Origin of the sequence: Labrys okinawensis (assembly GCF_047345005.1) — a bacterium.
GTDB lineage: Bacteria > Pseudomonadota > Alphaproteobacteria > Rhizobiales > Labraceae > Labrys > Labrys okinawensis.
Genome location: NZ_CP178864.1, coordinates 267,070 through 292,509 on the forward strand (window position 1 = coordinate 267,070; position 25,440 = coordinate 292,509).

Annotated in this window: 21 protein-coding genes; 8 read left to right on the plus strand and 13 right to left on the minus strand. The window is 62.3% G+C overall.

Annotated elements, in window-relative coordinates; genetic code table 11:
• Nucleotides 1–81 precede the first annotated feature (81 nt).
• On the minus strand, nucleotides 82–1,293 hold the full coding sequence (locus tag ACMDCR_RS01345) for an IS256 family transposase (protein ID WP_413989139.1): 1,212 nt from the start codon (nucleotides 1,291–1,293) through the stop codon (nucleotides 82–84).
• Nucleotides 1,294–1,433: 140 nt separating this feature from the next.
• Here ACMDCR_RS01345 and ACMDCR_RS01350 point away from each other — a divergent pair, with 140 nt between their 5' ends.
• Nucleotides 1,434–2,042, plus strand: coding sequence for an RES family NAD+ phosphorylase (locus tag ACMDCR_RS01350; RefSeq protein ID WP_413990789.1), 609 nt, complete (start codon nucleotides 1,434–1,436; stop codon nucleotides 2,040–2,042).
• Between the two features lie 260 nt (nucleotides 2,043–2,302).
• Here ACMDCR_RS01350 and ACMDCR_RS01355 read toward each other — a convergent pair whose 3' ends face one another.
• On the minus strand, nucleotides 2,303–3,649 hold the full coding sequence (locus ACMDCR_RS01355) for an NAD(P)/FAD-dependent oxidoreductase (protein ID WP_413990790.1): 1,347 nt from the start codon (nucleotides 3,647–3,649) through the stop codon (nucleotides 2,303–2,305).
• Between the two features lie 289 nt (nucleotides 3,650–3,938).
• Here ACMDCR_RS01355 and ACMDCR_RS01360 point away from each other — a divergent pair, with 289 nt between their 5' ends.
• The 4 genes from ACMDCR_RS01360 (at nucleotide 3,939) to ACMDCR_RS01375 (ending at nucleotide 9,628) form a co-directional block, all read left to right on the plus strand.
• On the plus strand, nucleotides 3,939–4,148 hold the full coding sequence (locus ACMDCR_RS01360) for a hypothetical protein (protein ID WP_413990791.1): 210 nt from the start codon (nucleotides 3,939–3,941) through the stop codon (nucleotides 4,146–4,148).
• A gap of 511 nt (nucleotides 4,149–4,659) precedes the next feature.
• Nucleotides 4,660–7,170 (plus strand): PAS-domain containing protein, encoded by a 2,511-nt coding sequence (locus ACMDCR_RS01365; RefSeq protein ID WP_413990792.1) that lies wholly within the window; start codon nucleotides 4,660–4,662, stop codon nucleotides 7,168–7,170.
• Between the two features lie 206 nt (nucleotides 7,171–7,376).
• Nucleotides 7,377–8,909: a tRNA (adenosine(37)-N6)-threonylcarbamoyltransferase complex ATPase subunit type 1 TsaE gene (gene tsaE / locus ACMDCR_RS01370; RefSeq protein ID WP_413990793.1), complete on the plus strand. Its 1,533-nt coding sequence runs from the start codon at nucleotides 7,377–7,379 to the stop codon at nucleotides 8,907–8,909.
• 20 nt (nucleotides 8,910–8,929) lie between these two features.
• Complete coding sequence (locus tag ACMDCR_RS01375; protein WP_413993800.1) at nucleotides 8,930–9,628, plus strand: nucleotidyltransferase family protein; 699 nt, start codon at nucleotides 8,930–8,932, stop codon at nucleotides 9,626–9,628.
• A 66-nt stretch (nucleotides 9,629–9,694) separates the two neighbouring features.
• Here the strand turns inward: ACMDCR_RS01375 and ACMDCR_RS01380 are convergent, their stop codons facing one another.
• From ACMDCR_RS01380 to ACMDCR_RS01390, 3 genes are all read right to left on the minus strand, one after another.
• Nucleotides 9,695–9,985, minus strand: a complete 291-nt coding sequence (locus ACMDCR_RS01380) for a type II toxin-antitoxin system RelE/ParE family toxin (RefSeq protein WP_413990794.1) — start codon at nucleotides 9,983–9,985, stop codon at nucleotides 9,695–9,697.
• Nucleotides 9,986–10,246: a type II toxin-antitoxin system ParD family antitoxin gene (locus tag ACMDCR_RS01385; protein WP_413990795.1), complete on the minus strand. Its 261-nt coding sequence runs from the start codon at nucleotides 10,244–10,246 to the stop codon at nucleotides 9,986–9,988. It lies immediately after the preceding gene.
• 197 nt (nucleotides 10,247–10,443) lie between these two features.
• Nucleotides 10,444–13,422, minus strand: coding sequence for an NAD(P)-dependent oxidoreductase (locus ACMDCR_RS01390; RefSeq protein ID WP_413990796.1), 2,979 nt, complete (start codon nucleotides 13,420–13,422; stop codon nucleotides 10,444–10,446).
• Nucleotides 13,423–13,961: 539 nt separating this feature from the next.
• Between ACMDCR_RS01390 and gyrB the strand changes: the two genes are divergently transcribed.
• On the plus strand, nucleotides 13,962–16,388 hold the full coding sequence (gene gyrB, locus ACMDCR_RS01395; protein ID WP_413990797.1) for a DNA topoisomerase (ATP-hydrolyzing) subunit B: 2,427 nt from the start codon (nucleotides 13,962–13,964) through the stop codon (nucleotides 16,386–16,388).
• Between the two features lie 105 nt (nucleotides 16,389–16,493).
• Here the strand turns inward: gyrB and ACMDCR_RS01400 are convergent, their stop codons facing one another.
• The 3 genes from ACMDCR_RS01400 to ACMDCR_RS01410 all read right to left on the minus strand — a co-directional run bounded on the left by ACMDCR_RS01400 (nucleotide 16,494) and on the right by ACMDCR_RS01410 (nucleotide 18,735).
• The gene (locus ACMDCR_RS01400) at nucleotides 16,494–16,730 is read right to left on the minus strand and encodes a hypothetical protein (RefSeq protein WP_413990798.1); all 237 of its coding nucleotides are present in this window, start codon (nucleotides 16,728–16,730) and stop codon (nucleotides 16,494–16,496) included.
• Between the two features lie 273 nt (nucleotides 16,731–17,003).
• The gene (locus ACMDCR_RS01405) at nucleotides 17,004–17,783 is read right to left on the minus strand and encodes an ATP-binding cassette domain-containing protein (RefSeq protein ID WP_413990799.1); all 780 of its coding nucleotides are present in this window, start codon (nucleotides 17,781–17,783) and stop codon (nucleotides 17,004–17,006) included.
• A 1-nt stretch (nucleotide 17,784) separates the two neighbouring features.
• Entirely contained in the window at nucleotides 17,785–18,735 is a 951-nt protein-coding gene (locus ACMDCR_RS01410; protein ID WP_413990800.1) for an ABC transporter permease, read from the minus strand.
• On the opposite strand from ACMDCR_RS01410, the gene ACMDCR_RS01415 reads away from it, so the two are divergent.
• Together ACMDCR_RS01415 and ACMDCR_RS01420 are read left to right on the plus strand one after the other, a co-directional pair.
• Complete coding sequence (locus ACMDCR_RS01415) at nucleotides 18,704–19,120, plus strand: hypothetical protein (protein WP_413990801.1); 417 nt, start codon at nucleotides 18,704–18,706, stop codon at nucleotides 19,118–19,120. The two genes, ACMDCR_RS01410 and ACMDCR_RS01415, sit on opposite strands and share 32 nt — an antisense overlap.
• A 118-nt stretch (nucleotides 19,121–19,238) precedes the next feature.
• Nucleotides 19,239–20,249: a LacI family DNA-binding transcriptional regulator gene (locus tag ACMDCR_RS01420; protein ID WP_413990802.1), complete on the plus strand. Its 1,011-nt coding sequence runs from the start codon at nucleotides 19,239–19,241 to the stop codon at nucleotides 20,247–20,249.
• Between the two features lie 41 nt (nucleotides 20,250–20,290).
• On the opposite strand, the gene ACMDCR_RS01425 is transcribed toward ACMDCR_RS01420, so the two are convergent.
• The 5 genes from ACMDCR_RS01425 to ACMDCR_RS01445 form a co-directional block, all read right to left on the minus strand.
• Nucleotides 20,291–21,226, minus strand: coding sequence for a sugar ABC transporter substrate-binding protein (locus tag ACMDCR_RS01425; RefSeq protein ID WP_413990803.1), 936 nt, complete (start codon nucleotides 21,224–21,226; stop codon nucleotides 20,291–20,293).
• A 285-nt stretch (nucleotides 21,227–21,511) separates the two neighbouring features.
• A complete protein-coding gene (locus tag ACMDCR_RS01430) occupies nucleotides 21,512–21,823 on the minus strand; it encodes a non-heme iron oxygenase ferredoxin subunit (protein WP_413990804.1) in 312 nt (103 codons plus the stop codon).
• A gap of 2 nt (nucleotides 21,824–21,825) precedes the next feature.
• Nucleotides 21,826–22,869 carry a sterol desaturase family protein gene (locus ACMDCR_RS01435; protein WP_413990805.1) on the minus strand — a complete coding sequence of 348 codons (1,044 nt, stop codon included), beginning with the start codon at nucleotides 22,867–22,869 and terminating at the stop codon, nucleotides 21,826–21,828.
• A gap of 12 nt (nucleotides 22,870–22,881) precedes the next feature.
• The gene (locus ACMDCR_RS01440) at nucleotides 22,882–23,673 is read right to left on the minus strand and encodes a 3-methyl-2-oxobutanoate hydroxymethyltransferase (RefSeq protein ID WP_413990806.1); all 792 of its coding nucleotides are present in this window, start codon (nucleotides 23,671–23,673) and stop codon (nucleotides 22,882–22,884) included.
• Nucleotides 23,674–23,893: 220 nt separating this feature from the next.
• Nucleotides 23,894–25,117, minus strand: coding sequence for an NAD(P)/FAD-dependent oxidoreductase (locus ACMDCR_RS01445; protein WP_413993801.1), 1,224 nt, complete (start codon nucleotides 25,115–25,117; stop codon nucleotides 23,894–23,896).
• Between the last annotated feature and the right edge of the window lie 323 nt (nucleotides 25,118–25,440).

Below are 25,440 nucleotides of genomic sequence, written 5' to 3' on the forward strand. Positions count from 1 at the left end.
GCAAGCTTTTCTTTTGGTTGTTTGGCGAGATAGCGTCCGTCAAGATGGTGTAATTTCGAGTGTGGAACCGGGCCGTCATGATCAGGCGGCTTTCGGTGTAATCTGAAGCGGTTTGTCCTCCTCGATTGGCTGCGGGTTGAGATCGGCCATGGCCTCGACCTGCATGTATCGGTGCTGAAGCTGCCATTCGTCGTTGGCTTCGAGCAGCACGGCTCCGATCAGGCGGACGATGCTGTCTTCGTTCGGAAAGATGCCGACGACATCGGCACGGCGCTTCACTTCCTTGTTCAGACGTTCAAGCGGATTCGTCGAATGCAATTTCGTCCGATGCTGGGAAGGAAAGGCCATGTAGGCGAGCACATCGGCTTCGGCGTCATCCATGAAGGTTCCCAGCTTCGGCCATCGGACGCGGAGCTGGTCGGCGACATGCCGCCAGGTTTGGACGGCATTGTCGTGGTCGGGCTGGATGAAGGCCTGGCGGATCGCGGCGGCGACCATGGTGTGCTGTCCCTTGGGAACGTAGGCGAGCGCATTGCGCATTGCATGAACGCGGCATCTCTGCCACGTCGCGCCGAGGACGCGGGTGATGGCGGCCTTCAATCCTTCATGAGCATCGGAGATGACGAGCTTGACGCCGGTAAGGCCCCGGCGCACCAGATCGCGCAGGAAGCCCGTCCAGAAGGGTTCGGCCTCTGAGGGACCAATGTGCAGGCCGACGATCTCTCTCTTTCCGTCCGTGTCGACCGCAACCGCAATTATCGCCGCCACGGAGACGATGCGCCCGCCCTCGCGCATCTTCAGATAGGTGGCGTCGAGCCACAGATAGGGCCAGTCCCCGGACAAAGGACGCTTGAGGAAGGCGTTCACCCGCTCGTCGATGTCCTTGCACAGCTTCGACACCGACGACTTCGATATGCCGGTCATACCCATGGCCTGCACAAGCTCATCGACCTTGCGTGTCGACACACCGTTGATCCAGGCTTCCTGAATGACCGCGACGAGCGCCTTCTCCACCGTCTTTCTCGGCTCCAGGAAGCCCGGAAAGTAGGCTCCCGTGCGCATCTTCGGTATCTTCAGGTTCAGCGTTCCAAGCCGGGTGTCCAGCGTGCGATCACGGTAGCCGTTGCGCCAGGTCTGGCGACTTTCGCCACGCTCGTAGCGGCCAGCGCCGATCAGGCCGTCGACGTCGGCCTCCATGATCAGTTGCAGCACGCTTTCGGCAATGGCGCGAAGAAAATCCGGATCGCCGCTCTTCGCGGCAAGCTCGGCAAGAGGTAATCTGTCGTCGGTCATCGGGTGCTCCGTTTCGGTCAGGTTGAAGTCTCGCAACTCCACCTTCTCTGACGGGCCCGGTGCCCACCTGACGTCTCGCGAAAACCGCAGCGTATTCTCCACCGCAATCCCCACTCAAAACGCCTCCGAAATTACACCACATGCGCGGACGCTATCTGGCGCCGCCTGATCCCGGCCCGCTGCCTCCACCCGATTTCGCCACGCGCCACCTGCCGACCGAAACGATTGCAGCAGGATCACGATTGACACGGATCCATCGCAGCAACGTTGGCCCCCTGTTCTTCGGATCGACCGGCGGAAATCGCTTCGATGACCCCGCCAGGACCTATGGCGTCTGCTATTTTGCCACGTCCATTGAAGGAGCCTTCGCTGAAACCTGCCTGAGAGCAGTTGGCGTGCGTTTTGTAGCGTTGACCTTTCTCGAGGAGCGCTCCTTTGCCGATATTGAGGTGACCTCGCCTCTCCAGGTGGTCAGCCTTCATGGCCCGGGCTTGGCGCAGCTCGGCGCGACGGGCGTCGTCAGCAGCGGACCTCACGCCCTGGCGCAGCAATGGTCGCAAGCCATTCATGATCATCGACAGGCACCCGACGGCATCACCTATCGCTCGAACCACGACAATGGCGAGCAATGCGTTGCGTTATTCGATCGATGCCAGGCGAATCTCCATATCGCCGGTTCGCGACCGATCATGGCAGATCGCGCGGCCCTGGCGGCCCTCCTCAATCGCTACAATGTCGGCCTTGGGTAGGATCCGGTCGGCGACCTTCACCTGGGTGAGCGGATCGGCGATGTCTTCCAGGCTCGTGCCTTCGGAGTTGATGCCGCAGATCAGGGCGACGACGCAGCCAGACCGGCAGGATCCAGCAAGCGCAAGATATCCAGATTCAGTACCTTACCGCGCTGGCGGGCGCCGACATTAGCCTCAAGTCAAGTTGATCGTTTGCCTGAAGGGGCGCCGCAGCCCTGCCTTACGAGTGACGTTGGGTGGGTTTGGCAAGGGGTTTCTTGCTACAGCCTGTCGCCGAGCCATTCCTTGATGCCGTAACCGGCATAAACCAGGGCAAGCGCGGGACGGCGCAGGCCCGCGAGGGGGAATCGGGGCGGCAGACCGGCCAGCGGCGCGGGCACGTCCACCTCGCCCGAACCGCCGATCGCCCGGGCCAGGTATCGCCCGGCAAGCGGACCGGCGATCACGCCGGCGCCGTGATAGGCAAAGCCGTAATAGACGCTTGGGTCGTCGGGCACGCGGCCGACCGAGGGGGCGAGCTTCAGCGAGAGGGCGACGAGGCCACGCCAGAAATAGTCGGTGCTGACGCCCTTCCAGGCCGGGAAGAGTTCGCCGATGCGCCGCTCCATCCAGGCGCGCATGGCGGCGGCCGCCTGCGGCGAGCCGGAGGTGTCGCCGCGGGCGCCGAACAGGAAGCGCCTGTCCGGCAACAAGCGATAGTAGAAAAGCAATTTTCGCGTGTTGGAGACCGGTGTCTCCGTCACATAAGGCGCCGCCTTGAGCTCGGCCTCGGTGAGCGGCCTGGTCACCACGATATTGGAGAGCGCGGGCCAGACCCGGGCGTCGATGCTCCTGTGCAGCCCGTCCGGCGTCCAGCCATTGGTGGCGAACACCACTCGCTTGGCTGTGACGACGCCGCCGGGCGTGATGAGACGATGCAGCACGCCCTGTCGCTCCCAGCGCTCCACAGGGGACTTCGCATAGAGACGCGCACCGTGCCGCTGCGCGGCCAGCGCCAGTCCCATGGCATAGGCGAGCGCATGCAGTCCACCGCCGCCATCGACATGCAGGCCGCCGAACTGCTCGGTGCCGCCATGGCCGATCTCGGTGAACTCTTCCTTGGTATAGAGCCGGGTGCGGATACCGACATGCTCATGCGCCTCGGCTGAAGCCTTCAGGCCCTCGAAGGCATGGCGGTTGTGCGCGGCATCGAAGGTGCCGTCGCCCTGCAAGCGGATATCGAAGCCTTCCTCGGCGGCGATCTGCCGGGGATAATCGGCGCCGGCGCGAAGATCGGCGAAGAAGCGCCGCGTCTCCTCAAGGCCATAGCGGGCGATCATCTCCCTTATCCCGAGCTTGCTGGGCGGAAAGGATAGGAAACCGCCGTTGCGGCTCGAGGCACCCCAGGCGATCGGTCCGGCCTCCAGCACGGCCACCTCGATGTTGTAGTCCTTCGCGAGATGATAGGCGCAGGCAAGGCCGGTATAGCCGCCGCCGATGACGGCGACGTCGCATGGGACTTCGCCGCGCAGCATCGGGAAATCGTGCCGCATGGCCGTCGCCTCCCAATAGGAGGGCTGCAGCGTGGTAGCGTCATAGAGGGAGGGGTCGAAAACGGGCGTGAACATGATACCGGTACTATGGCAGAGGCCGGCCCGGGAAATAAAGGCCTTCCCCGATGCCTTTTTTGCCAATGCGAGACTGGCGGTCTCAGAATGCCGGCGGCGCCGGATTTTCATTCGCGGATTAGTTCCGATTATTTCGCGAATGTTTCCGTTGATCGCGATTTCGTCAAATGGCCATCACTTTAATTTCAAACCGCTTCGTCTCGCTTTGTGTTGCGGCCATGAGGGCCGAGGCGTACAAAACGTGGTGTGCTTGATGGATTGAAGTTGTGACTTTCTAAGGAGAATAATCATGAAAAAACTCGTTATTTCGGCGATTGCCGCTGCCGGTCTGGCCCTTTCCGCTTCAGCCGCCTTCGCTCACGGCCATGTCGTGACCGGACCCGACGTTTACGCCGTTCCTGAGGCCGCTGCCCCGGCGCCGCAGGTCGCCCCCGCCGTCCACAAGACCCGGATTATCCGTCATGCCGCACACGCGCCCCGCGTGAACACGGCGTCCTGATCCGTCGAACTCAAACCTCCATCCACTTTCGACTTCAGCGAATTTCAGTACCAAGGCGTTCATCAGGCTTCCTCTATTTCTTTCAATGAATGACTTAAGTCGTAATGAACGCCGCCCCATCCAGTTGGGGCGGCGTTCTTTTTGTTGGGGCTTTGCTACCGTCGCGAACTCTTTCCCCGTCCAATTGCTGCACGTTAACAGCCTGGTAACCATGATCGGTGCCATGATGGGTTGTGCGCTCTCACGGCACGATCTCGAAATTTCCTTGAATAGCTGCCGCAAGGACTCTTTCGGCGGGAGTCAGGGGGAGAGTAAAGTGAACTGATTCGGGGAACGGGGTCGGCGGCACTCTCTGGCCGGGCGATCCGGATTTCCGCGTAAGACGAAGCTGCGGGCACGTCCGGCTTTTGCCGCCCCGCACTGCCGTCGTCGCGTTGCGTTTCAGGGTGAGTGGAACGTCAGGCGCCGGCTCCTCGCCGGCACCGAGGGGATTCGGATTCGTCGAGAGAAAATGCGGCAGGACAAGCATACAAAGCGCGATTCCTCCGGCAGCGGCCGGACTCTGCCTCTCATGCGCGTCGGCCTTGCCGCCGCCGGCACCCTCTGTGTTTCTACGGCCATGGGCGCCGATACGGCCTCGTCTGGCGTCAGCTTCTTCGGCGATCTCTCCGGCGCCGACCGCCGTATCCTCGCCATGCTCGCTTTGTTCGCCGGCCTGCTGATTCTGGCAACAGGCCTGGCGATCTTCTATCTGCGCGCCCGCAATGCATGGCTGGCGCGCGACCGTGCCGCCAAGGCCGAGATGTCGACGCTCGCCGCCCGGGCCGAGCGCGCCGAGGAGTTGCTGATGGCGGAGCCGCAGCTCGTGGCGGTGTGGTCCGGCACTGACGATCTGCCGACGCTGTCGGGCGAACTTCCGGGCGTCACCATCTCGCCCTCCAGGCGCGGGCTGATCGGCACGGGCTGGCTCGACTATCACGACACCCGCAATCTCGAGGAGCAGATCCGCGCCCTGCGCGAACGTGGCGAAAGCTTTCATCTCGTCGCCCGCTCCCGCCATGGCGGCTATATCGAGGCCGAGGGCCGCGCCATCGGCGGCCGCGCGGTGCTGCGGCTGCGCGACGTCACCGGCGACCGGCTGGAGCTTGCTCGCCTCGCCGACCGGCACCGCCGCGCCAGTGAGGAGATCGAGGCGATCCGGGCCCTGCTCGACGAGGCGCCGGTACCGCTCTGGCTGCGTAACGCCAATGAGAAGCTGACCTGGGTGAACAAGGCCTATGCCAGGGCAGTGGATGCGCAGGATGAGAACGACGCCCTGTCGCGCGACATCGAGCTGCTCGACCGGCCCGCCCGAGAAGAGGCCGGCAAGGCGCGGCATGACGGCAAGGCCTTCCTCAAGCGCGTGCCGGCCGTGGTGGGGGGTGCCCGCCGGACGCTCGACGTCATCGACATCCCCTCTTCGCGCGGCTCGGCCGGCATGGCGATCGACGTCTCCGAAGTCGAGACCATGCGCGCAGATATCGGCCGCCAGATCGAGGCGCATGTCCGAACCCTCGACCAGCTCGCCACGGCCGTGGCGATCTTCGACGCCGACCAGCATCTCACTTTCTCCAACGCCGCCTTCGCCGCGCTCTGGCAGCTCGACCCCGCCTTTCTCGACGGCAAGCCGACCGACAGCGAGATCCTCGACCGCCTGCGCGCCCAGCGCCGCCTGCCGGAACAGGCCGATTTCCGCGTCTGGAAATCGAAGCTGCACGAAGCCTATCGCGCCCTCGAGCCAGCCGAGCACTGGTGGCATCTGCCCGATGGCCGGACCTCACGCGTGGTGACCACGCCGAACCCGGCCGGCGGCGTCACCTATCTCTTCGAGGACGTCACCGAGCGCATCGACCTGGAAGCCCGCTACAAGGCGCTCTCCCGGGTGCAGGGCGAGACGCTGGAAAACCTCAAGGAAGGCGTGGCCGCTTTCGGTTCGGACGGGCGGCTGCGTCTCTCCAACCCTGCCTTCGCCCGGATCTGGTGCCTGCCCGCGGAGATGCTGGAGCAGCGCCCGCATATCGACGATGTGGTGGCGCGCTGTTCGCTGCTGTTCCGCGACGAGGGCATCTGGCAAGGCCTCAAGAACGCCATCACCTCGATCGGTGATGCCCGCCGCTCGATGGACGACCGCATGACGCGGGTCGACGGGAGCGTGATCGAGTTCTCCACCGTGCCCCTGCCCGATGGCGGCACGCTCGCCACCTTCACCGACGTCACCGACTCCGTGAACTTCGAGAATGCCCTCCTGGAAAAGAACGAGGCACTCGAGGAAGCCGGCCGGCTCAAGAACGACTTCGTACACCATGTTTCCTATGAGCTGCGCTCGCCCCTGCAGAATATCATCGGCTTCGTGCAACTCATGGCCGATGGCGCCGCCGGGCCGCTGAACGAGAAGCAGCGCCAATATGCCGGCTACATCAAGACCTCGTCGGACGCGCTCTACGCCATCATCAACAACATCCTCGACCTTGCCACCATCGATGCCGGCGCCATGACGCTCGACCTCGGCAAGGTCGATATCCGCGAGGCCATGCAGGGCGTCGCGGAAGCCGTGCAGCCGCGTCTCGCCGAGACCGGCGTCCGGCTGGAGATGAAGGCGAGCCAGCAGATCGGCGCCTTCGGGGCCGACGGCCAGCGCGTGCGCCAGGTGCTGTTCAACCTGCTCTCCAACGCCATCGGCTTCTCCCCGCCCGGTGGCACCGTGACCCTCTCGGCCCTGCGCAAGGGCGAGGAGATCGTCTTCCGAGTCGAGGATCGCGGCCGTGGCATCTCCCAGGCGGTGATCGATCGTGTGTTCGACCGCTTCGAATCGCATGGCGGCGGCAGCGGCCACCGCGGCGTGGGCCTCGGCCTTTCGATCGTGCGTTCCTTCGTCGAGCTGCATGGCGGCAGCGTCGAGCTTGTCTCCGAAGAAGGCCGCGGCACCATCGTGACCTGCCGCTTCCCCGTCGACGCCTCCGCCCACCAGGAGGCCGCGGAATGAGGGGCGCGAGCCATCCTCAGCTCACATTGCGCACCCGCGGAGCGGATGCCCGATGTGAGCGTGGACAAGGCGCAGCGCAATGCGGTGCGCCGCAGATCCGGGACCGTATCGATGTAAGCTTTATCCGTCTTGCGGTCCCGGATCTGCGGCGCAACATTGCATGTTGCACCTTGTCCGGGATGACACCTATCCGAAGGCCCTAGCCATTGACCGATCTTCTGACCCACCAATGGACCCTCGACCTTCCGAGCGAGGCCGCTACCGACATGCTGGCGCGCGACCTCGCGCCCGTGCTGAAGGCCGGCGATCTCGTCACTTTGTCGGGCGATCTGGGAGCCGGCAAGACGGCCTTTGCCCGTGCGTTGATCCGGCAGATCGCCGGCGATCCCGAGCTTGAAGTCTCCAGCCCCACCTTCACGCTGATCCAGCTCTACGACACGCCCTCCTATCCGGTGGTGCATGCCGACCTCTATCGCATCGGCCATCCCAGCGAGCTGGAGGAACTGGGCTGGGACGAGGCGCCTGACGGCGCGCTGGTGCTGGTGGAATGGCCGGAGAAGGCGGGCGATGCCCTGCCGCCCGACCGGCTCGACATCCGCTTCGTGCATGCCGGCAAGAGCGAGACGGCGAGGCGCGCCACGCTGGTCGGCACCGGCGAATGGTCGCGGCGCCTGCGCCGCATCTCGCAGATCGGCGATTTCCTGCGCGGCGCCGGCTGGCAGGACGCCACGCGCGTGCACATCCAGGGCGATGCTTCCACCCGCACCTATACGCGCCTGATCCGCGGCAAGGCCACGGCGATCCTGATGAATTCGCCCGCCCGCACCGACCGGGTGCCGGTACGCTACGGCAAGACCTACAGCCAGATCGCCCATATCTCGCAGGACGTGAAGCCCTTCGTCGCCATGGACCGGGGCCTTGCCGAGCGCGGCTTTTCCGCCCCGCAGATCATCAAGGAAGACCTGCTGCACGGCCTGCTGCTGCTGGAGGATTTCGGCTCCACCTTCATCGCCGAGAGTAGCACGCCGCTGCCGGAGCGCTATGGCGCCGCCATCGACATGCTGGCGCATCTCCACGCCCTGGAACTGCCCGACACGCTCCCGGTGACGCCGGCGATCACCCACAAGATCCCGATCTTCGACTATGGCGCCCTCGATATCGAGGTGGAGCTCCTGATCGAATGGTACCTGCCGCTGATCGGTGCGCCGCAGCTCTCCCAGCGCAACCGCGATGCCTTCACGGCGTTGTGGCGCGCCGCGCTCTCGCCCGCCGTCAAGGGCGAGAAGAGCTGGGTGCTGCGCGATGTGCACTCGCCCAACCTGATGTGGCTGCCCGAGCGCGAGGGCATCAGGAAGATCGGCCTGCTCGACTTCCAGGACGCCATGATCGGCTCGCCCGCCTATGATGTCGCCGCGCTCTGCCTCGATGCCCGCGTCACCGTTTCCCAGCCCCTGGAGCTGCAGCTGCTGACGCGCTACGTGAAGGCCCGCAAGATCGCCGATCCCGCCTTCGAGCCCGCCGAGTTCGCCCGCGCCTATGCGGCGATGGCGGCCCAGCGCAACACCAAGATCCTCGGGCTGTTCGCCCGCCTCGACAAGCGCGACGGCAAGCCGGCCTATCTCAAGCACATCCCACGCATCCGCGGCTATCTCGACCGGGCGCTTGCCCATCCCTCGCTTACCGAGCTGAAGGAATGGTTCGAGACCTTCGTCTTCTCGATCGAGGCGAGGGTGTCGTGAGCAGGTCCTTCAGCACCGCGATGCTGCTCGCGGCGGGGCTGGGCAAGCGCATGCGCCCCTTGACCGACCACAAGCCCAAGCCGCTGGTCGAAGTCGCCGGCAAGACGCTGATCGACCATGTGCTCGACCGCCTCGCCTTCTCCAATGTGGAGACGGCGGTGGTCAATGTGCATTACTTCGCCGAGCAGATGGAAGCCCATCTCGCCGGGCGCCAGCACCCGAAGATCCTGATCTCGGACGAGCGCGCGGGCCTGCTCGATTCCGGCGGCGGCGTGCGCAAGGCCCTGCCCCTGCTGGGCGAAGCGCCCTTCATCGTCTGCAATTGCGACAGCTTCTGGATCGAGGGGCCGCAGGTCAATCTCGATGCCCTCAAGGCGCACTGGGATCCCGCGCGCATGGACATCCTGATGCTGGTCGCCGCCACCGCCACCAGCGTGGGCTTCGACGGACGGGGCGACTACCAGCTCGACAGCCACGGCGCCCTCGCCCGCCGGCGCGAATGCGAGACCGCGCTCTTCGCCTATGCCGGCGTGCTTCTGATCAAGCCGGAGCTGTTCAAGGGCACGCCCGAGATCTTCTCGCTGAACAGGCTGTTCGACGAGGCCGAGGCCAGGGGCCGCCTCTTCGGCAAGCGCCTCGACGGCATCTGGCTGCATGTGGGGACGCCGCAGGCGGTGGTGGAGGCGGAGCGGAAAATCGCGCTTTCGCCGGTGGAGTAGGTGGGAGCGCGGCCGCCTCGTCCGCCTCTTGGAAACGACAACCACACAGGAAAGGCGAGACGGCCGTCAGAGCCTGAGCCGGCTTACTGCCCGTCCGTGAATGATGGCCAGAACAACGATACCCTCCATGTCCTCCTCGTAGAGAATGACATGGCTGGCATGTTCATGCCGGCGAATATCTCGGCCAATCGCTGGCGCAAGGCGGCCAAGATGCGGATTCTCAGCCAGTAGTCCAAAGACCCAACTGAGTTCTTTCTGATAGTTTAGGGCTTGGACTTCCCCGAAGATGTCGATTCCATAAACAAAAATGTCGAAAAGATCGCTATCAGCCTGGTTGGTAAGACGATAGCTCGACATTCAGCGCCCGCGCGACCTGACGGATTTACGGGCCGCCTCGAAGATCTCCTCGACACTGCGGTTGCCGATACCACTCGCTTTGGCGTCGGCTACGAGTTTGCGAAGATCTTCCAGCGTCATTTCCTCGTCGCGCCGCTCACGATCGCGCCGGATGAGGTCGCGCACATAGTCGCTGACGCTTGCATAGTCACCCTGGCCGACGACATGGCCTTCGATCCATTCCTTCATCGGGTCGGGCAGGGATACGGTCATCGTCGCCATTAAGAATCTCCCCGGATCAGCTCAGTCGGATTGTAGAGCAATCTCAAAATTTCACAAATATTGTTATTTATTGATGCGCAGGCGCTTGGCTCGCCCTTGAACCACAATCTCAAAGAAAAGGGCGCTGACCTTTCGGTCGCGCCCATCTTCATCCATGTCTCGTATCAAAGAGGCGGACAGGATGTCCGCGCCCCCAGTCACCCCGCATAAGGCCCGCGCAGTCCCAGCCTCTCGGTCAGCGCGGCATAGCGGTTGGTGTGGCGCACCAGCGCCGCGCCGTGGCGTTGCATCAGTGTGGCGCGGCGGTCGGGATCGGTGGTCGAGGACAGCGCGCCCCAGATGGCGGCGAGTGCTTCCGCCGCTTCCCGCGCCTGGCGCAGGGAGGCTTCATCCGCCACCGCGCGGGCCAGCGTGCCGCCCGTTACCGCACCGATGCCGTTGACGGTGCGCGCGCCGGCATTGACGTAGCCGGCCGGCAGGTCGCCCTTCAGATTGGTGACGACGCCGTAGTGGATGACGTCGAAGATCTGGTCGACCGCCTGCATGGCGCCCTCGACGCGCGAGGGATGGTCGGTATCGGCGGCGGCGTGTGGCAGCAGCTCGAGCTTGCCGGGATGGCGGCTTTCGAGCGCGCGATAGGGCACCATCGGGCCGGACAGCGTGCCGTCGGCTGCGTTGCGGAAGAGATCGGCATCGATGCAGGCGTAGGAGACCCTGCCTGTGGTGAGCGCGGCATCGAGGGCATCGGCATCGACGACCTCGCCGCGGTCGTAGTTGATCAGCACCGCGCCATCGGCCAGGCGGTTCAGGATGTCGGTGTCAACAAGCGACTGGTTGGCAAAGCGCCCGCTCCCGGCGTCGACCGGGCCGAGGCCGGTATGCACGGTCAGGATGTGAGCGCCCTCGGCAGCCTGCTCGGCGGTAGCGGCATATTCGAAGCCTTCCGACTCGATCCAGTCCCTATGGTGCTCGCGGGCATGGATGGCGACCTTCATGCCGAAGGCGCTGGCGAGCTTGGCGAGCTCGCGGCCGATATTGCCGTAGCCGATCACGGCGATGCGGCGCCCCTCGAGCTTCTCGGTGGGAAAGTCGCGCAGGTGCTTGCCGGTGTCGAACTCGCCGGCGACGACGCGGCGATGCAGTTCGTCGACCTTGAGGTCGGGCGCCACCTTGAGCAGGGCCTTGAAGGCCATCTGCGCCGTCGCCCGGCTGTTGAAGCTCGGCGTGTTCATCAGGGGCGCCTCGCCCCCGACGCCGCTGCCGCCACCCCAGGAGGCCGAGCCCATATTGCCGGTGCCGGCGCCGATGCGCACGCCGCCGAGAGGGAACACCGAGTTCTTCGGCAGGAAGGTCGCCGCGGCGATCACCGCGTCGTACTGGCCCTTGTCGGTCTGCGGCAGGATCTCCGCCTCGGTCGAGAGATCGGGCTGGTAGAAGAAGTGGATGCGGCCATTCTCCAGCGCTGCCTCGTCCTCGATCGGTCCGAGATGGAAGATGCCGCCCTTGGCTTCGACATGGCGGCGCACCTCCTCATGATCAGGCTCGCCGTCGCCGTTGAAGCGCATGCCGACGAGATCGGCGACCAGCACCTTGTAGGCACGGTCGGGATCATCGCGCCGCACCCGTTCCTGGCCGGCGCCAACGCCAAGCGGGAAGGTCTCGCCGAGCTTGGCGAGTTCCTCTTCCAGCACCACGATCTTGGCGCGCAGATACGCGTATTGGAGATTGTCGAGCAGGGCGTCGATATCTTCCAACGGCCGGATGCCGCCGATCCAGGCGCGATAATCGCCCGGCGTGCCCGGGAAGGCGTTGACATAGCGGGCGACGTCGAGGCCGCGCTCATGTTCGCCATTGGGATGGGTGACGCCCTCATAGGCCAGCACCTGCTTGGAGCGGGCGATGATCCGGGCGTGGATCGCGGGATCCGTGATATCGGCATCCTTGATGCGCAGCAGCGTCACCGCCGCACCACGCCGTTCAGGATCAACAACCCCGAGCTCGAACAGGGGATGCTTCGCCACCCAGTCGTTCACGGCGGCGCGGTTGCGCACCGAGCGCTGGTAGAGATCCGACACCGAGCCGAGGCGCTTTTCCGAGCGAAGCAGGCCGAAGGTCGTCTCGGCGAAGGCGAGGGTGGAATAGGTGTTGATCACCCCGCCCAGCATCTTGTCCTGCGCGGGATCGTAGATCGGGCCGACATTGACCGTGCGCTCGCCGGTGAGAGGACGCTTGGGATCGACAGGCGCCACGATCTTGAGCTGGCGCGGGATCGCCCAGGACGGCGACTTCTGGTTCTTCTCCACGAGGTCGAGCGCCTGCGGCGTGAAGGACACGACAAAATAGCCGGAAATGCCGCCGATCGCCTTCTGGAACGGCATGAACATGCAGCATTTGGCGATGAGGCTGTCCACCGCCTCCGCCCCCCACGGCATGGCGCCGAGCATGGAGGTGGCGTCGAGCACGGCATGATGCTCGGCGGGATTGCGGTCGAGCCATTCGAGGAGATTGGCGATGTCCCCAGCCGTGTAGGTGGTGGCGCCGGTGGTTTCGTGGCCGACGCCGATGAGGAGCTTGACGCCCATCTTCTCGAGAGCATCGGCGCTGGGAATGGCGCCTTCCTCCTCGGCGAAATGGATGCGGCTCTCGTCGCCCTGATGGGCATAGCGGTGCATCTCGATGAGCTGCGCACCCCAGGACTGGCGGAAGAAACCGCCGGCCTTGGCGGCCTCGGACTCGGGCCGGAGCGTGTCGACATAGACATGCTGGGCAGGGTCGTTGGCGGTGACGAGATGAAGGGCGCAGACCGTGAAGCCGCTGTGGCCGCCGCCGAGGCCCACCGCCATCTTGTTAGCCTTGGGGAACTCGAAATAGCGATGGATCTCCCGCATCATGTCGGTGAGGAACTTGTCGGCCGGATAGCCGCGATGCATGCTCCGCCCGACCTCGGCGGTGGTGAAGGGACCGAGATCCGCGCCGCGGTCGTCGAGCTTGCGGTAGTTCTTCTCCAGCCAGTTGTCGAACTCGAAGCGCAGAAGGCGCGCATCGGCCTCGTCGAGCGTTCCGTCGGTAATCGGCCCGACGCCGAAGAAGGAATTGGAGGTGCGCGCCGGCGGCCCGGAGCGCGTCAGTTCGAGGGCCTGTGCGCGCTGTGCCTTCAAGATCTCAGCATTCGCCATGATGCGGGCTTCTCCTGCCGGGTGGATGCGGTTTGTTTTATGGGAGCTTTATCCGGCCTCGGCCCGCGCCATGTCTGTCTTTGACGCGACCGCCCCTTCGCCGCGTTACGCGGTGTACCTGGGACCGCCGGCTTTCCAGCCGGCTTCTTCCCATCGGGTCGCGCGCCCTCATCGGCAAACAAGAGCCGGCTGGAAAGCCCCTGCGCCCGGCGCTATAAAGCCGCTCCTCCAGGAGCCTGTTTCAGGCTCGCGCCTTGTCTCTAAATGCGCCTTGGCCCTACAACATCGCCTAAATCTCAAAGCGATCGTACACATCAAGCTCAGTGCCAAGCATCGGCAAGTCGCGCCATGAAATGAGACGCTCCCAGCAAGAAAGTCCTCTTGATAAACTTGCGTCGAATATTGGCTTCTACCCTTGCCATGCTCCCCTGGAGGCCCTCTATAAACCTCTGAAAAACAACAAAAATGTGCCGCTTGGGGAATGAAATTTACCGAGGGAATGCCTATATTCCCTATCGAATCACAAAAAGAGTCTCTGTATGTCCGATCCCGCCTTCTCCGAAGCTCCCGAAAATGCCTATGGCGCCGATTCCATCAAGGTCCTCAAGGGCCTGGATGCCGTGCGCAAGCGGCCCGGCATGTATATCGGCGATACGGATGACGGCTCGGGCCTGCACCACATGGTCTATGAGGTGGTCGACAACGCCATCGACGAGGCGCTGGCCGGCCATGCCGATATCGTCACGGTGACCTTGAACTCCGACGGCTCGGTCACGGTCACGGACAATGGCCGCGGCATTCCCACCGACATCCATGCCGAGGAAGGCGTGTCGGCGGCCCAAGTGATCATGACGCAGCTTCATGCCGGCGGCAAGTTCGACCAGAACTCCTACAAGGTCTCGGGCGGCCTGCACGGCGTCGGTGTTTCCGTGGTGAACGCGCTCTCCTCCAAGCTGACGCTGCGCATCTGGCGCGACGGCAAGGAGCACATGATGACCTTCAGCCATGGCGACGCGGATGCGCCGCTGAAGATCGTCGGCCCGGCCGATGGCAAGCGTGGCACCGAGGTGACCTTCCTGCCCTCGACCGACACCTTCACCAAGGTCGAGTTCGACTATGCCACGCTGGAGCGCCGCCTGCGCGAACTCGCCTTCCTCAATTCCGGCGTGCGCATCGTGCTGACCGATCTGCGCCATGGCGGCTCGACCAGCGAGGAGCTGATGTATGAGGGCGGCCTCGACGCCTTCGTGCGTTATCTCGATCGCTCGAAGAATGCCCTGGTGCCGACGCCGATCTATGTGAAGGTCGACCGCGACGGCATCGGCGTGGAAGCGGCCTTGTGGTGGAACGACAGCTATCACGAGACGGTGCTCTGCTTCACCAACAACATCCCCCAGCGTGACGGCGGCACCCATCTGGCAGGCCTGCGCGGGGCGCTGACGCGCCAGGTCACCGGCTATGCCCTCTCCTCCGGCATCTCCAAGAAGGAGAAGGTCGAGATGACGGGCGACGATTGCCGCGAGGGCCTGACCTGCGTGCTCTCGGTCAAGGTGCCCGACCCGAAATTCTCCTCGCAGACCAAGGACAAGCTGGTCTCCTCCGAGGTGCGCCCGGTGGTGGAAAGCGCCATGAACGAGGCGCTGTCGACCTGGTTCGAGGAGCATCCGGCCGAGGCCAAGGTCATCGTCGGCAAGGTGGCGGAAGCCGCCGCCGCCCGCGAGGCGGCCCGCCGCGCGCGCGAACTCACCCGCCGCAAGGGCGTGCTCGACGTCGCCTCCCTGCCCGGCAAGCTCGCCGACTGCCAGGAGCGTGATCCGGCCAAGTCGGAACTCTTCATCGTCGAGGGTGACTCGGCCGGCGGCTCGGCCAAGCAGGGCCGTGCCCGCGAATACCAGGCCGTGCTGCCGCTGCGCGGCAAGATCCTCAATGTCGAGCGCGCCCGCTTCGACAAGATGCTGTCTTCCGAACAGATCGGCACGCTGATCACCGCGCTCGGCACCGGCATCGGCCTGGAGGAGTTCAATCCGGACAAGCTGCGCTACCACAAGATCATCATCATGACGGACGCCGACGTCGACGGCAGCCATATCCGCACGCTGCTGCTGACCTTCTTCTTCCGCCAGATGCGCGAGATCATCGATCGCGGCCATGTCTATATCGCCCAGCCGCCGCTCTATAAGGTCTCGCGCGGCAAGTCCGAGCAATATCTCAAGGACGAGCGGGCGCTGGAGGATTACCTGATCGACACCGGCGTCGAGGGCTCGGTTCTCAGGCTGGCCAGCGGCGAGGAACGCGCCGGCCAGGACCTGCGCGCCATCATCAATGATTCCCGCAACGTCCGCACCCTGCTCGGTGCCTTGCACAGCCGCTACGACCGCACCGTGGTCGAGCAGGCGGCGATCGCCGGCGCCCTCAATATCGGCGTGGTCGCCGATCCCGTCCTCGCCCAGAAGGCGGCGGACGAGGTGGCAAGGCGGCTCGACGAGCTCGCCGAGGAGTTCGAGCAGGGCTGGACGGGCACCGTCGACAAGGGCGGCTACCTGTTCGAGCGCACCATCCGGGGCGTGAAGGAAGCCCACATCCTCGACGCCCAGCTCCTCGCCACCGTCGACGCCCGCCTGCTCGACGAACGCTCGGCGGCACTGCGCGAGATCTATGGCGGCCCCGCCACCCTCAGCCGCCGTGGCGACGAACTCAGCGTCCACGGCCCCGTCGCGCTCTTCGAGGCGATGACGGAGGCTGCCCGCAAGGGTCTTTCGCTGCAGCGCTACAAGGGCCTGGGCGAAATGAACCCCGACCAGCTGTGGGAAACCACGCTCGACCGCAATGTCCGCTCCCTGCTCAAGGTGCAGGTGAAGGAAGTGGTGGAGGCGGAGGATATCTTCACCAAGCTGATGGGGGACATCGTGGAGCCGCGGCGCGAGTTCATCCAGGACAACGCGCTGACGGCGAATTTGGATGCGTGAGGGGTGGGGGCGCTTACGGAGCGCGGAGATAAAAAGGCTAAATGTTAGCCGATGACAGGATTTGGCCCAACGTTTGCCCTCGGGCCATATAGCTTGACGCCGACTTCACGAATTATCGATTGCGGGAGTGAACAGGAATTCCCTAGCGGAATTGGAATCGACTCTTCGGTGAAATTCAGCCCTTATCTCTTCCCTGAAGAGCGCTCTAAACTGTGCAAAGGACGAAAATCCAAATTTTCTGACAAGCCGGCTGATTGCCGATGCGGGCAGGCCGCACGCCTTTGCGAAATCTTGAGCCGAGCCGGCCGCCAGGTCCAGGCGATTGCTCAGGGCATAGTCCATGGCAGATCTGGCCCACGGTTTCAGAGACAGCCAGGTTTCACGGTATCTCAGAGTCAGGTCGTCCAGGTTGGCTGGGTGATGTTGGTCCATTGGTCCCGTTCCCAAATCCCAGGACAACCACAACCTGACCTCGCCTACGATTGGCGCTTCAGGAGAGGCGACAGGTTGGATCCATTTTCCATCAAGGCGAGAGCGTAAGGCCGCTCCTCCGAAGCCGGACGACTTACCCGGCTCGCAGTTTCGCAGCGGATTGGCGCCCGGCGCAGTTGCCGATCAGACACGGCCGCGGAGGGAACCCTCGAGTTCGACCAGCTCCTGTCCGCCCGCCATCAGGTTCTGAAGCTCATCGTGACCAACCTCTCCCCTAAGGGCAGTCCCCAGCGTCTTGCCATGGTTCAAGACAGTGAAGCGGTCGCCGATTGCCATGGCGTGCCGGACGTTATGGGTGATGAAGACAACCCCCACGCCGTTCGCGCGAACCCGATTGATCGTCGCCAGCACGTTGGCGGTTTGCCGGACGCCCAGCGCCGAAGTCGGTTCGTCCAGGATCAGGACGCGGGCCCCGAAATAGACGGCCCGAGCGATGGCAACCGACTGTCGTTCGCCGCCGGAAAGCGTTCCGACGGCCTGGCTCGGCTCGCGGAGCTTGATCCCCATCCGCGTCATTTCTTCCATCGTGATGCGATCTGCCTTGTCGAAATCGTAGAACTGGAAGGGCCCAAATCGCTTCTTGGGTTCTCTCCCCAAAAAGAAATTGCGGGTGACCGACATCAGCGGGATCATGGCCAGATCCTGGAAGACGGTTGCGATTCCGCCGTCGATCGCGCCACGTGCGCCGTTGAACACGGTCTCCTTGCCATCAAGCAGGATCTGTCCGTTGGTCGGGCGATGCACGCCGGACATGGTCTTGATCAGGGTGGATTTGCCCGCCCCGTTATCGCCAAGAAGGCAGTGGACCTCCCCTTCGTTGATCGCGATGCTCACACCGGCGAGTGCGATGATAAGGCCGAAGTGCTTTTCGATGTTGCGGAGTTCAAGGATCGGCGTTGCCATCTCAGCGCTCTCCCGTGATAACGCGGCGAATATAGGTGTTGAGAATGACCGCCAGCAGGAGGATGATTCCGAGGAAAACCCTGAAAAGGGAGCTCTCGACCCCGGCAAAGAACAGCCCTTGTTGCACGACGCCAAAGATGATTGCGCCGAGAGCTGCGCCGGCAACCGTGCCGTATCCGCCGGTCAGCAAGGTCCCGCCGATCACCGCGGCGATGATGGCTTCGAATTCCTTCAGGAGACCGCGATCAGCCGCCGCGGAACCGAACTCCAGAACCTGGCAGGTGGCGAGCACTGTCGCGCAAAACGCAGTCAGCATGAACATGTAGATCTTTACGCGACCAACCGGGACGCCGACGTTGCGGGCGGCATTCGGATCGCCGCCAGCCGCAAAGATCCAGCTGCCGAAAACGGTTCGCGTCAGGATGACGTGGGCAATGACGGCAAGTCCGAGCGCCCAGACCATGAGCATGGGGATGCCGTCGACCACAGGCTGGCCGATTTTCGGGCCGGCCTTGAACGTGCTGATGATGCCATGCTCGGCGAGCCACACGAACAGGCTTGAAAGGATCTTGCCCCCGAAGACTGGGGCCAGCCAGTCATTCGCCGCGGCAGCCTTGAGGCCCCCAATGATCGTCGAGCCGTTGATCATGATGGGGATGTAGGTCGTGAGGCCGCGCAGAATGAAGAGCGACGCCAGCGTCACGATGAATGAGGGCAACCCGGTGCGCAGGATCAGAAACCCGTTCAGCGCGCCGATTATCAAAGCCAGGGCAAAGGCAACGAGGATCGAAACCCACATCGGAAGGCCGAAGGTGGTCGAGAGCAGCGCGATGACGATTCCAGAGAAGCCGATCATCGAACCGACCGAAAGATCGAACTCTCCCGAAATCATGAGGAGGCAGGCGCCGACGGCGATGATCATGAACTGGGCGGAAACCGTGCCCCAGTTCATGAATCCTTCCAATGAAAACATGCCGGACGTGGGAGCGGCCACAATGAAAAACGCGAACACTGCGATTGTGCCGCAGATCGCGCCGAGTTCGGGTCGAATCAACGCTTTGCGAAATGGCGATACCGAACGAAGGCGTGCGTCACGCATAGGCGCCGCCGCCCCTTTGGGGTCATTCATCTTGTCCTCCCTGGTCTCCGCGACGCATTGTTCGCCGGAGCCGTCGAAAGCGCAGCCTTGTCTTGTCCTGCTGGCAATGCACCGCAGTAAGCTGCAATCGGTCAGGAAAACTTGCCGTCAGAGCGGTCGCTCTGCATTGAATGTCTTCCTGCTACCTTGCGTCAATTGGCAGACGCGCATTTCGTTGCGCTTTGTCGCCCAAAACTGAATTAGTTTCGAACGACTCCATACTAGGGGAGAAGGCACTTTCCAGGCGATAACATTTATGATCATATTTCATCAAAGCAGGCGTCGCCGGCAAACGGCGAAAGGCTTTGGAAACGCCGATGAAAAAGGCAACGTTAGCCGATATCGCCAGGGAGGCCGGTGTCGGGACCGCGACCGTCGAGCGGGTCCTCAACTCGCGCGGCAACGTCACAGCCTCGACGATCGAGAAGGTAATCCAGGCGATGCGGCACCTGGGGAGCACCCGGGCTTTGCCGCAGCGGTACAGTGGCGTTCTTCGCATCGAAGTCTTGATGGTTCGGCGCGAAACCCCGTTCTTCAAAAGGCTCAATGATGCCTTTCTGAGAATTTCAGAATCCCTGGATTCGAGCATCCTGTTGCACAGGACCTTCGTCGACGAGAACGACCCCAAGAGCGTGGCTGGACGAATTGCAGAGCCCGGGTTTCGTCGCGTGGGCCTCATCATCGTCGCCCCGGATCATCCAGCTGTACGGGAGCGCCTGAGCGAGGAGCGAGCCAAGGGCGTTGCGATCGTCCAGATCGTCACGCGGATTGACGGTTCGAACGATGCTTTCGTCGGTATCGACAACTATGCCGCCGGCCGCATGGCGGCGATGTTCATGTCAAGAATGCTGAGGGGCATCAAGGGACGGATCGTGGCTGTCTGCCATAGCGGCGTTTACGAGGTGCATCGCCAGCGCATTCTGGGATTTTCGGATTACCTGGCAGAGCATTCGGACGCAGACCGTATGTTCTCTCGCGTTCTGTTCGGGCTCGACCAGGATCTGCGGTCTGGTGAGCTTGTTGAAAGCGCGATCGAGGAGGACGCCCGGATCGTCGGCATCTACAATGCGGGCGGTGCCAACGCCGGTATCGCGGAGGTCTTGAAGCGGCGCAAGCAGGATCCGCATATCATGTGGGTAGGGCACGAACTCACCGATGAATCGCGACTTTGGCTGAAGTCCGGGCTCATGGATATCGTCCTGGACCAGGCCCCGGAAACCCAAGCCCGCCGCGCGATCGATACGGTGTTGAGGAAGATCAATTTTCTGACCGTCGAAGTCAGCACCGAGCCTGTCCGCTTTTACACAATAACCGCTGAAAATGTATGAGGCGGGAGCGAGCTCGCCCTCCCGCCTCATTGGGTCAGATCTCAGCGGTACTTGCCGGCGAGGGCCAGGACCTGGTCGATGTTCTGCTTGGTAATGAGTCCGGGGCCCGACGATATGTCATTGGCCTGGATAACCCCGTAGCGGATGTAATTTGCCAGAATGACGACAGCGTCATAACCCTGCAGGAAAGGCTGCTGGTCGATAGCGACCTTCACGGTTCCATCCTTCATCGCCGCGACGATGTCCTTGCTGAGGTCGAACGTGGCGAAAAAGTACTTGTCGCCCGCGCCCTGGTCCTTGACCCACTTGATCATCGGGTCGGCGCTGGTCGGGCCGAGGGTCAGGATGGCCTGCGTGTCGGGATGGGCCTTGAGGAAGGCGGCAGACCGATTGACGACATCGTTCGGATCGGTGCCGGAATCGATTTCCTGGTCACCGACGGCGATGCCAAGCCCATCGGCAAAGCCCTTGCAACGCAGATGCGAGACCGGATGCTGATAGAAATGATTGACACAAAGGAAGCTCTTGACATTGGCTGCCTTCGCCTGTTCGCCGGCAGCCTTGCCGGCGTCATATTCCGCCTGGCCGATGTAACGCAAAGCGCCGATCTTCTTGGCGAAATCGGCAGATCCGGAATTTACGAGAACGACGGGGATCCCAGAGGCGACGGCGTTGGTCAAGGGGTCGGTGACGAGATTTTCGTCGGGGACTGTGGAGATGATCGCGTCCGGCTTCGAGGCGGCCGCCTGATCAATCAGGCGTCCCATTTCGGAAAGATCTCCGCCTGTCGGATTGCGGAATTCAATCTTTACGCCGACCTGGTCGGCGGCGAGTTGCGCCGAATTTCGGATGACATTGAAGAACGAATCCGACTCGGGCCAATGTCCAACGAATACGAACCGTTCCGCGGCGTGTCCCGAGACGGTGGTCATCAAGAGCGCACAAGCGCCAACCGCGGCTTTAAGCCAACGTTTCATCGAGTCCTCCCATAGCTATGCCGGCTGAGCTTGTTTCATCTGGAGCCGCGCAGCGACGCTCAATTTAGACGTCGTCCAAAATGGCTCAACGAATGATATGATCAAATTTGATCTTCGCTGCGGGAGGGGCGAGCTTAGGATAGCTCTTCCTTCCGAGTTCCCTTTGAGAAAAGATGAGTGAAAGGGAGTCCTTAAACTGCGAAAGCCAGTCGCATATTCGCGGCTGGCCCTTGGGAATATGGATCGATGTTCAGCCGCCGACAAACAGGCGACTTCAGTCCGGGCTCAAACGCGAATTTTGACGTCGACGCCGTCGGTCTCTGCTTGGTAAGTCTGCAAATTGATGCAAGGCGGCATTCTAAGCGCCTCACCCGTTCTGTAATCGAACGCCCCGGAATGCTTGGGGCATTCAATCTCGTAGTCCATCACCAGCCCGTCAGCCAGGTGAACAGCCTCATGCGAGCAAAGGCCGTCGGTACAGAAAACTTCGTCCGTCGGTGAACGATAAATGGCGTATGTTTTGCCGCCGTGGTCGAAGCGGATAACCCCTTCCGCCTCGATGTCGGCCAGTTTGCACGCGGTTATCCAGTCGGCCATCGTCAAGCTCCCGCCCTGTCACTTTCTTTAGCGTTCTGCGATTGGGCCTTCGCATTGAGCTTGGCCTTTTTCTTCTCGTAACGGACCTGCATTTGCTTCTCGCCGTCCTTGCTGCCGTCATGGAAGGTTCCAAGCCATTTATCGAATGGGATCAGGCCATCGCCGTAATTCACCTCGAAGTACTTGTGATGCAGGTAGTGGATGTAGGCATGGCTATCCATCGACGTATCGTTCGTGAGTTCAACCTTATCAAACCCGACATGCCCAGGAATCGCCCCAAAACCAGCGACGTGCAGCTGATACAGGGCAATGATCGGGTTGGACGGGATGATGAGATGCCAGAACATCGTGCCGAGATAGAAGAACTGCTCGACGGGATGCATGGAAAGCGACGACCAGGGCGAGGGGTTCACCGAATTGTGGTGGACCGAGTGAACCCACTTGTAGAGCGGTCCCCAGTGGATTGCCCGGTGCAAAATGAAGAAGTGGGTCTCATGGATGATTGGCACGACGAGGGCGAGCAGGAACAGGTAGACCGGGTTCTGGGCGAATGTCAGCCACGGCACCCAGCCGTTTGCGAAAGCCATGAGCACGAATACCTCGATGGCTGTCCAGATCGGCAGGCCGGTACCGAAGGTCCGCATCATATTGTCGACGTTCTGCCGCTCAAAAAAGAACGCCTTCGACCGCTGCTCGGAAGGGAACTTGCCGTTATATTTGAAGCGGTTGCCCTGGCGCCGCAAAACATAGAGCTTCAGCTCAAAAGCACCGAAGAACAGAAAAACGGTGACAGCATTGGCTATGAAGAGCTTCAGGACCCAGCCCCAAGCCAATGTCTTCATGACTTCGGGGGTTGGCAAAACATAGTACCACCACGCGACCGCCGACAACGCGTACAGGACGTTGTAGGGGAAGAAGTAGTGCGGCAGCCACTTCAGAAACTGCATCGGCCGCGGCGGAAATACGAAAACAGGCGCGGTCGACGCCGGCTCGTTTGGAGCCCAGTCACCGCGCTTATTGCGAGTGCCATATGAGAGATCGTCCATGATCGTCTCCTTCTAGAGCTTGTTCGATAATGTGAGAAACCGCTCAAAAGCGGCGTCGTCCATGTCCAGCTGGTGACCGGCTTCCGGGTAGGCACCGGTCTCGACTTCACCGGCGAAGGCGCGAAAGGCCGTGACGCGCTTGTCCTGAAGCTCTGCTTCAAGAGCAGCGAAGTCGGCATATTTCTTGGCATGCCTCGGATAATGGCCCGTGTTCGTGCCCAGGACGTCGGACGAAAAGAGATACTGCGTATCGCAGGCCGTACCGCAGCCCATGCCCATCGTGATCATGGGCGTATTACGGGTGATGAAGTCTGCAAGGCGCACCGGCACCACTTCGACCTCCACAAAGGCAGCACCGGCATTCTCGATATCCTTGACCGCCCGCATCACGCGAGCGGCTTCATCCGCCGTCTTGCCAATGGCTCGGAAGTTCGTCCAGGTCGCGCGGTTTGGCACAAGCCCGACGTGCCCGGTCACCGGAATGCCTTCCCGAGCCATCGCCTCGATGAACGAGGGCGAATGCGAGCAATAGACAGCATCGGCGCCACGCCGGAGGATCTCGAACCCCAGCCGAATGGCCTCCTGCGGCGAGGATACGGCACCATGGGGCATGCCAGCTGACAGGAACGCTCCAGGCGCTGCCGCCCGGATGGGCTCGAGATTTCGGTCTGGTTCGCACGAAAGAATAGCGATGCTTGCGGCCAGAGCAGCGGCAGCTTCAGCCGGCGTGTCCACGTGCAACTGGACCCACTTGCGCAGACCTTTCTGGCTCTGCAAATCATAGACGGACGGCCGACGGCCCATCACGCTTCCTCCATTTTCTTCGCCTGCGATGATATCCAGGAGCGTGGTGGACGTCGTGAACTAACTTGATCAAATTCGATCAGGCGTTGGCGGATCTAATGGTCACGAACCGTATCCGCGGGTTGTCTGTCGTCATGTCCAGAATGCTCAGGCGAGACAGGAAGATTTCCATGGCCTGACGCGCTTGCGCCTCGGGCGCCAGAGAACGTGCCCTTTCGCCTCAAGCGGCGAGCAGGCTCTTGAGCTTGAAATCGGAGGCCGACAGGTCTGCCAGCCTGGGTCTCGCCCGCTTTGCAATAAGCATCTCTGCGATGCGGATGTCGCGCGCAACGGCATTGCCCGGGCCGATACCGCAGGCGGCGACGAGCCTGCCTGTCTCATCCAGATGGAATTGCAAAAAGGCATCCACGCTCAGCTCCCGGCGAATGGTGGAGTGCCCCTGATCAATGAGCCCGGCGACCTGGAGAGTCAGCTCATACTGATCCGACCAAAACCAAGGAATGCTTGAAATTTCTTCGTTCGCACCCAGCATGTTGCGTGCGGCGAGTGCTCCATGATCCTGCGCGTTGCGCCACGCTTCGAGCCGCACCCGTCGATTGTCGTAGATGGGCAGGGGGAAGGAGCAACAGTCGCCGGCCGCGAATATCGATGCATCGCTTGTGCGAAGCATGGAATCGACTGCAACTCCGTTTGAAAGTTCCAGGCCCGCCGCTTCAGCGAGAGCGGTGCACGGGACGGCCCCGACGCCCACCACAACAAGATCGGCGGTAATTCTTTGTCCACTTGCCAGGCGGACAACGGCCTGGTTATCGCGATCCTCGATTGCCGCGATCCGGGTGCCGCAAGCAAACTCCACGCCGGCAGCCCTATGGCGCGATTCGACGGCACGGGCGATCTCCTCTGGGACGCCACGACCTAAGATCCGTTGCTGAACTTCAATGACCGTGACCCTGGCACCACGCTTGACGGCGCTGGCCGCCAGTTCCAACCCAATGAAACCGCCACCAATAATCGCAATCGCCGCCCCAGGCTGGAAATGCTTGCGCAGTCGCGCGATATCTTCGAAGCGGCGCAGAGTTACACAGTGATGTTCGGCCTCACCCGGAAATGCAACGCAACGTGGCATGGCACCCGTCGCCAGGAGCAATTTGTCGTATCCGATGCTTTTGCCATCGGAAAGATGGACAACTTTTGCTGCAGTATCGATGCCGCGAGCCGTCGTGCGGGTGATACATTTGATATCCGCGGCGTTGAGCCGCGCAGCATCAGCAATAGTCTTTGGAATCGGTACACCCTCAAAGGCGAGCGCTTCTTTCGACAATGGAGGCCGTTCATAGGGCAAATGTTCTTCGTCGCCGATCAGCGCTACAGGCCCGTCATAGCCTTGCTCTCTAAGGGCAAAAGCCGCGCGGGCCCCAGCTTCGCCCGCACCTACGATAACCATCCCGCTATTCATTTTTTGCTCCCGTTTTCTGGCGAAGGCAGTGCTGGAATTGTTTGCCGGAATCTCAATCCCGGAGGACCTGCCTGCAAATCGCCGGGCGTCCATCGCCTGGCACGTTGCCCGCGTTGGACTTCGTTGAGGTGGATTGAACAGCAAAAGCGAAACAAAGTTGATCGCAGATCTGATCAAATTTGATCGCCCACCCACTCGCCGGCGTGCAAGCCAATATACCAACGGTTACTCGAAACATATTAAGAACAGTTATTGACAAAAATCTCCCCTTATGTCCTACTCTCGTACGGAACGAAGCACATGCGGTTCGA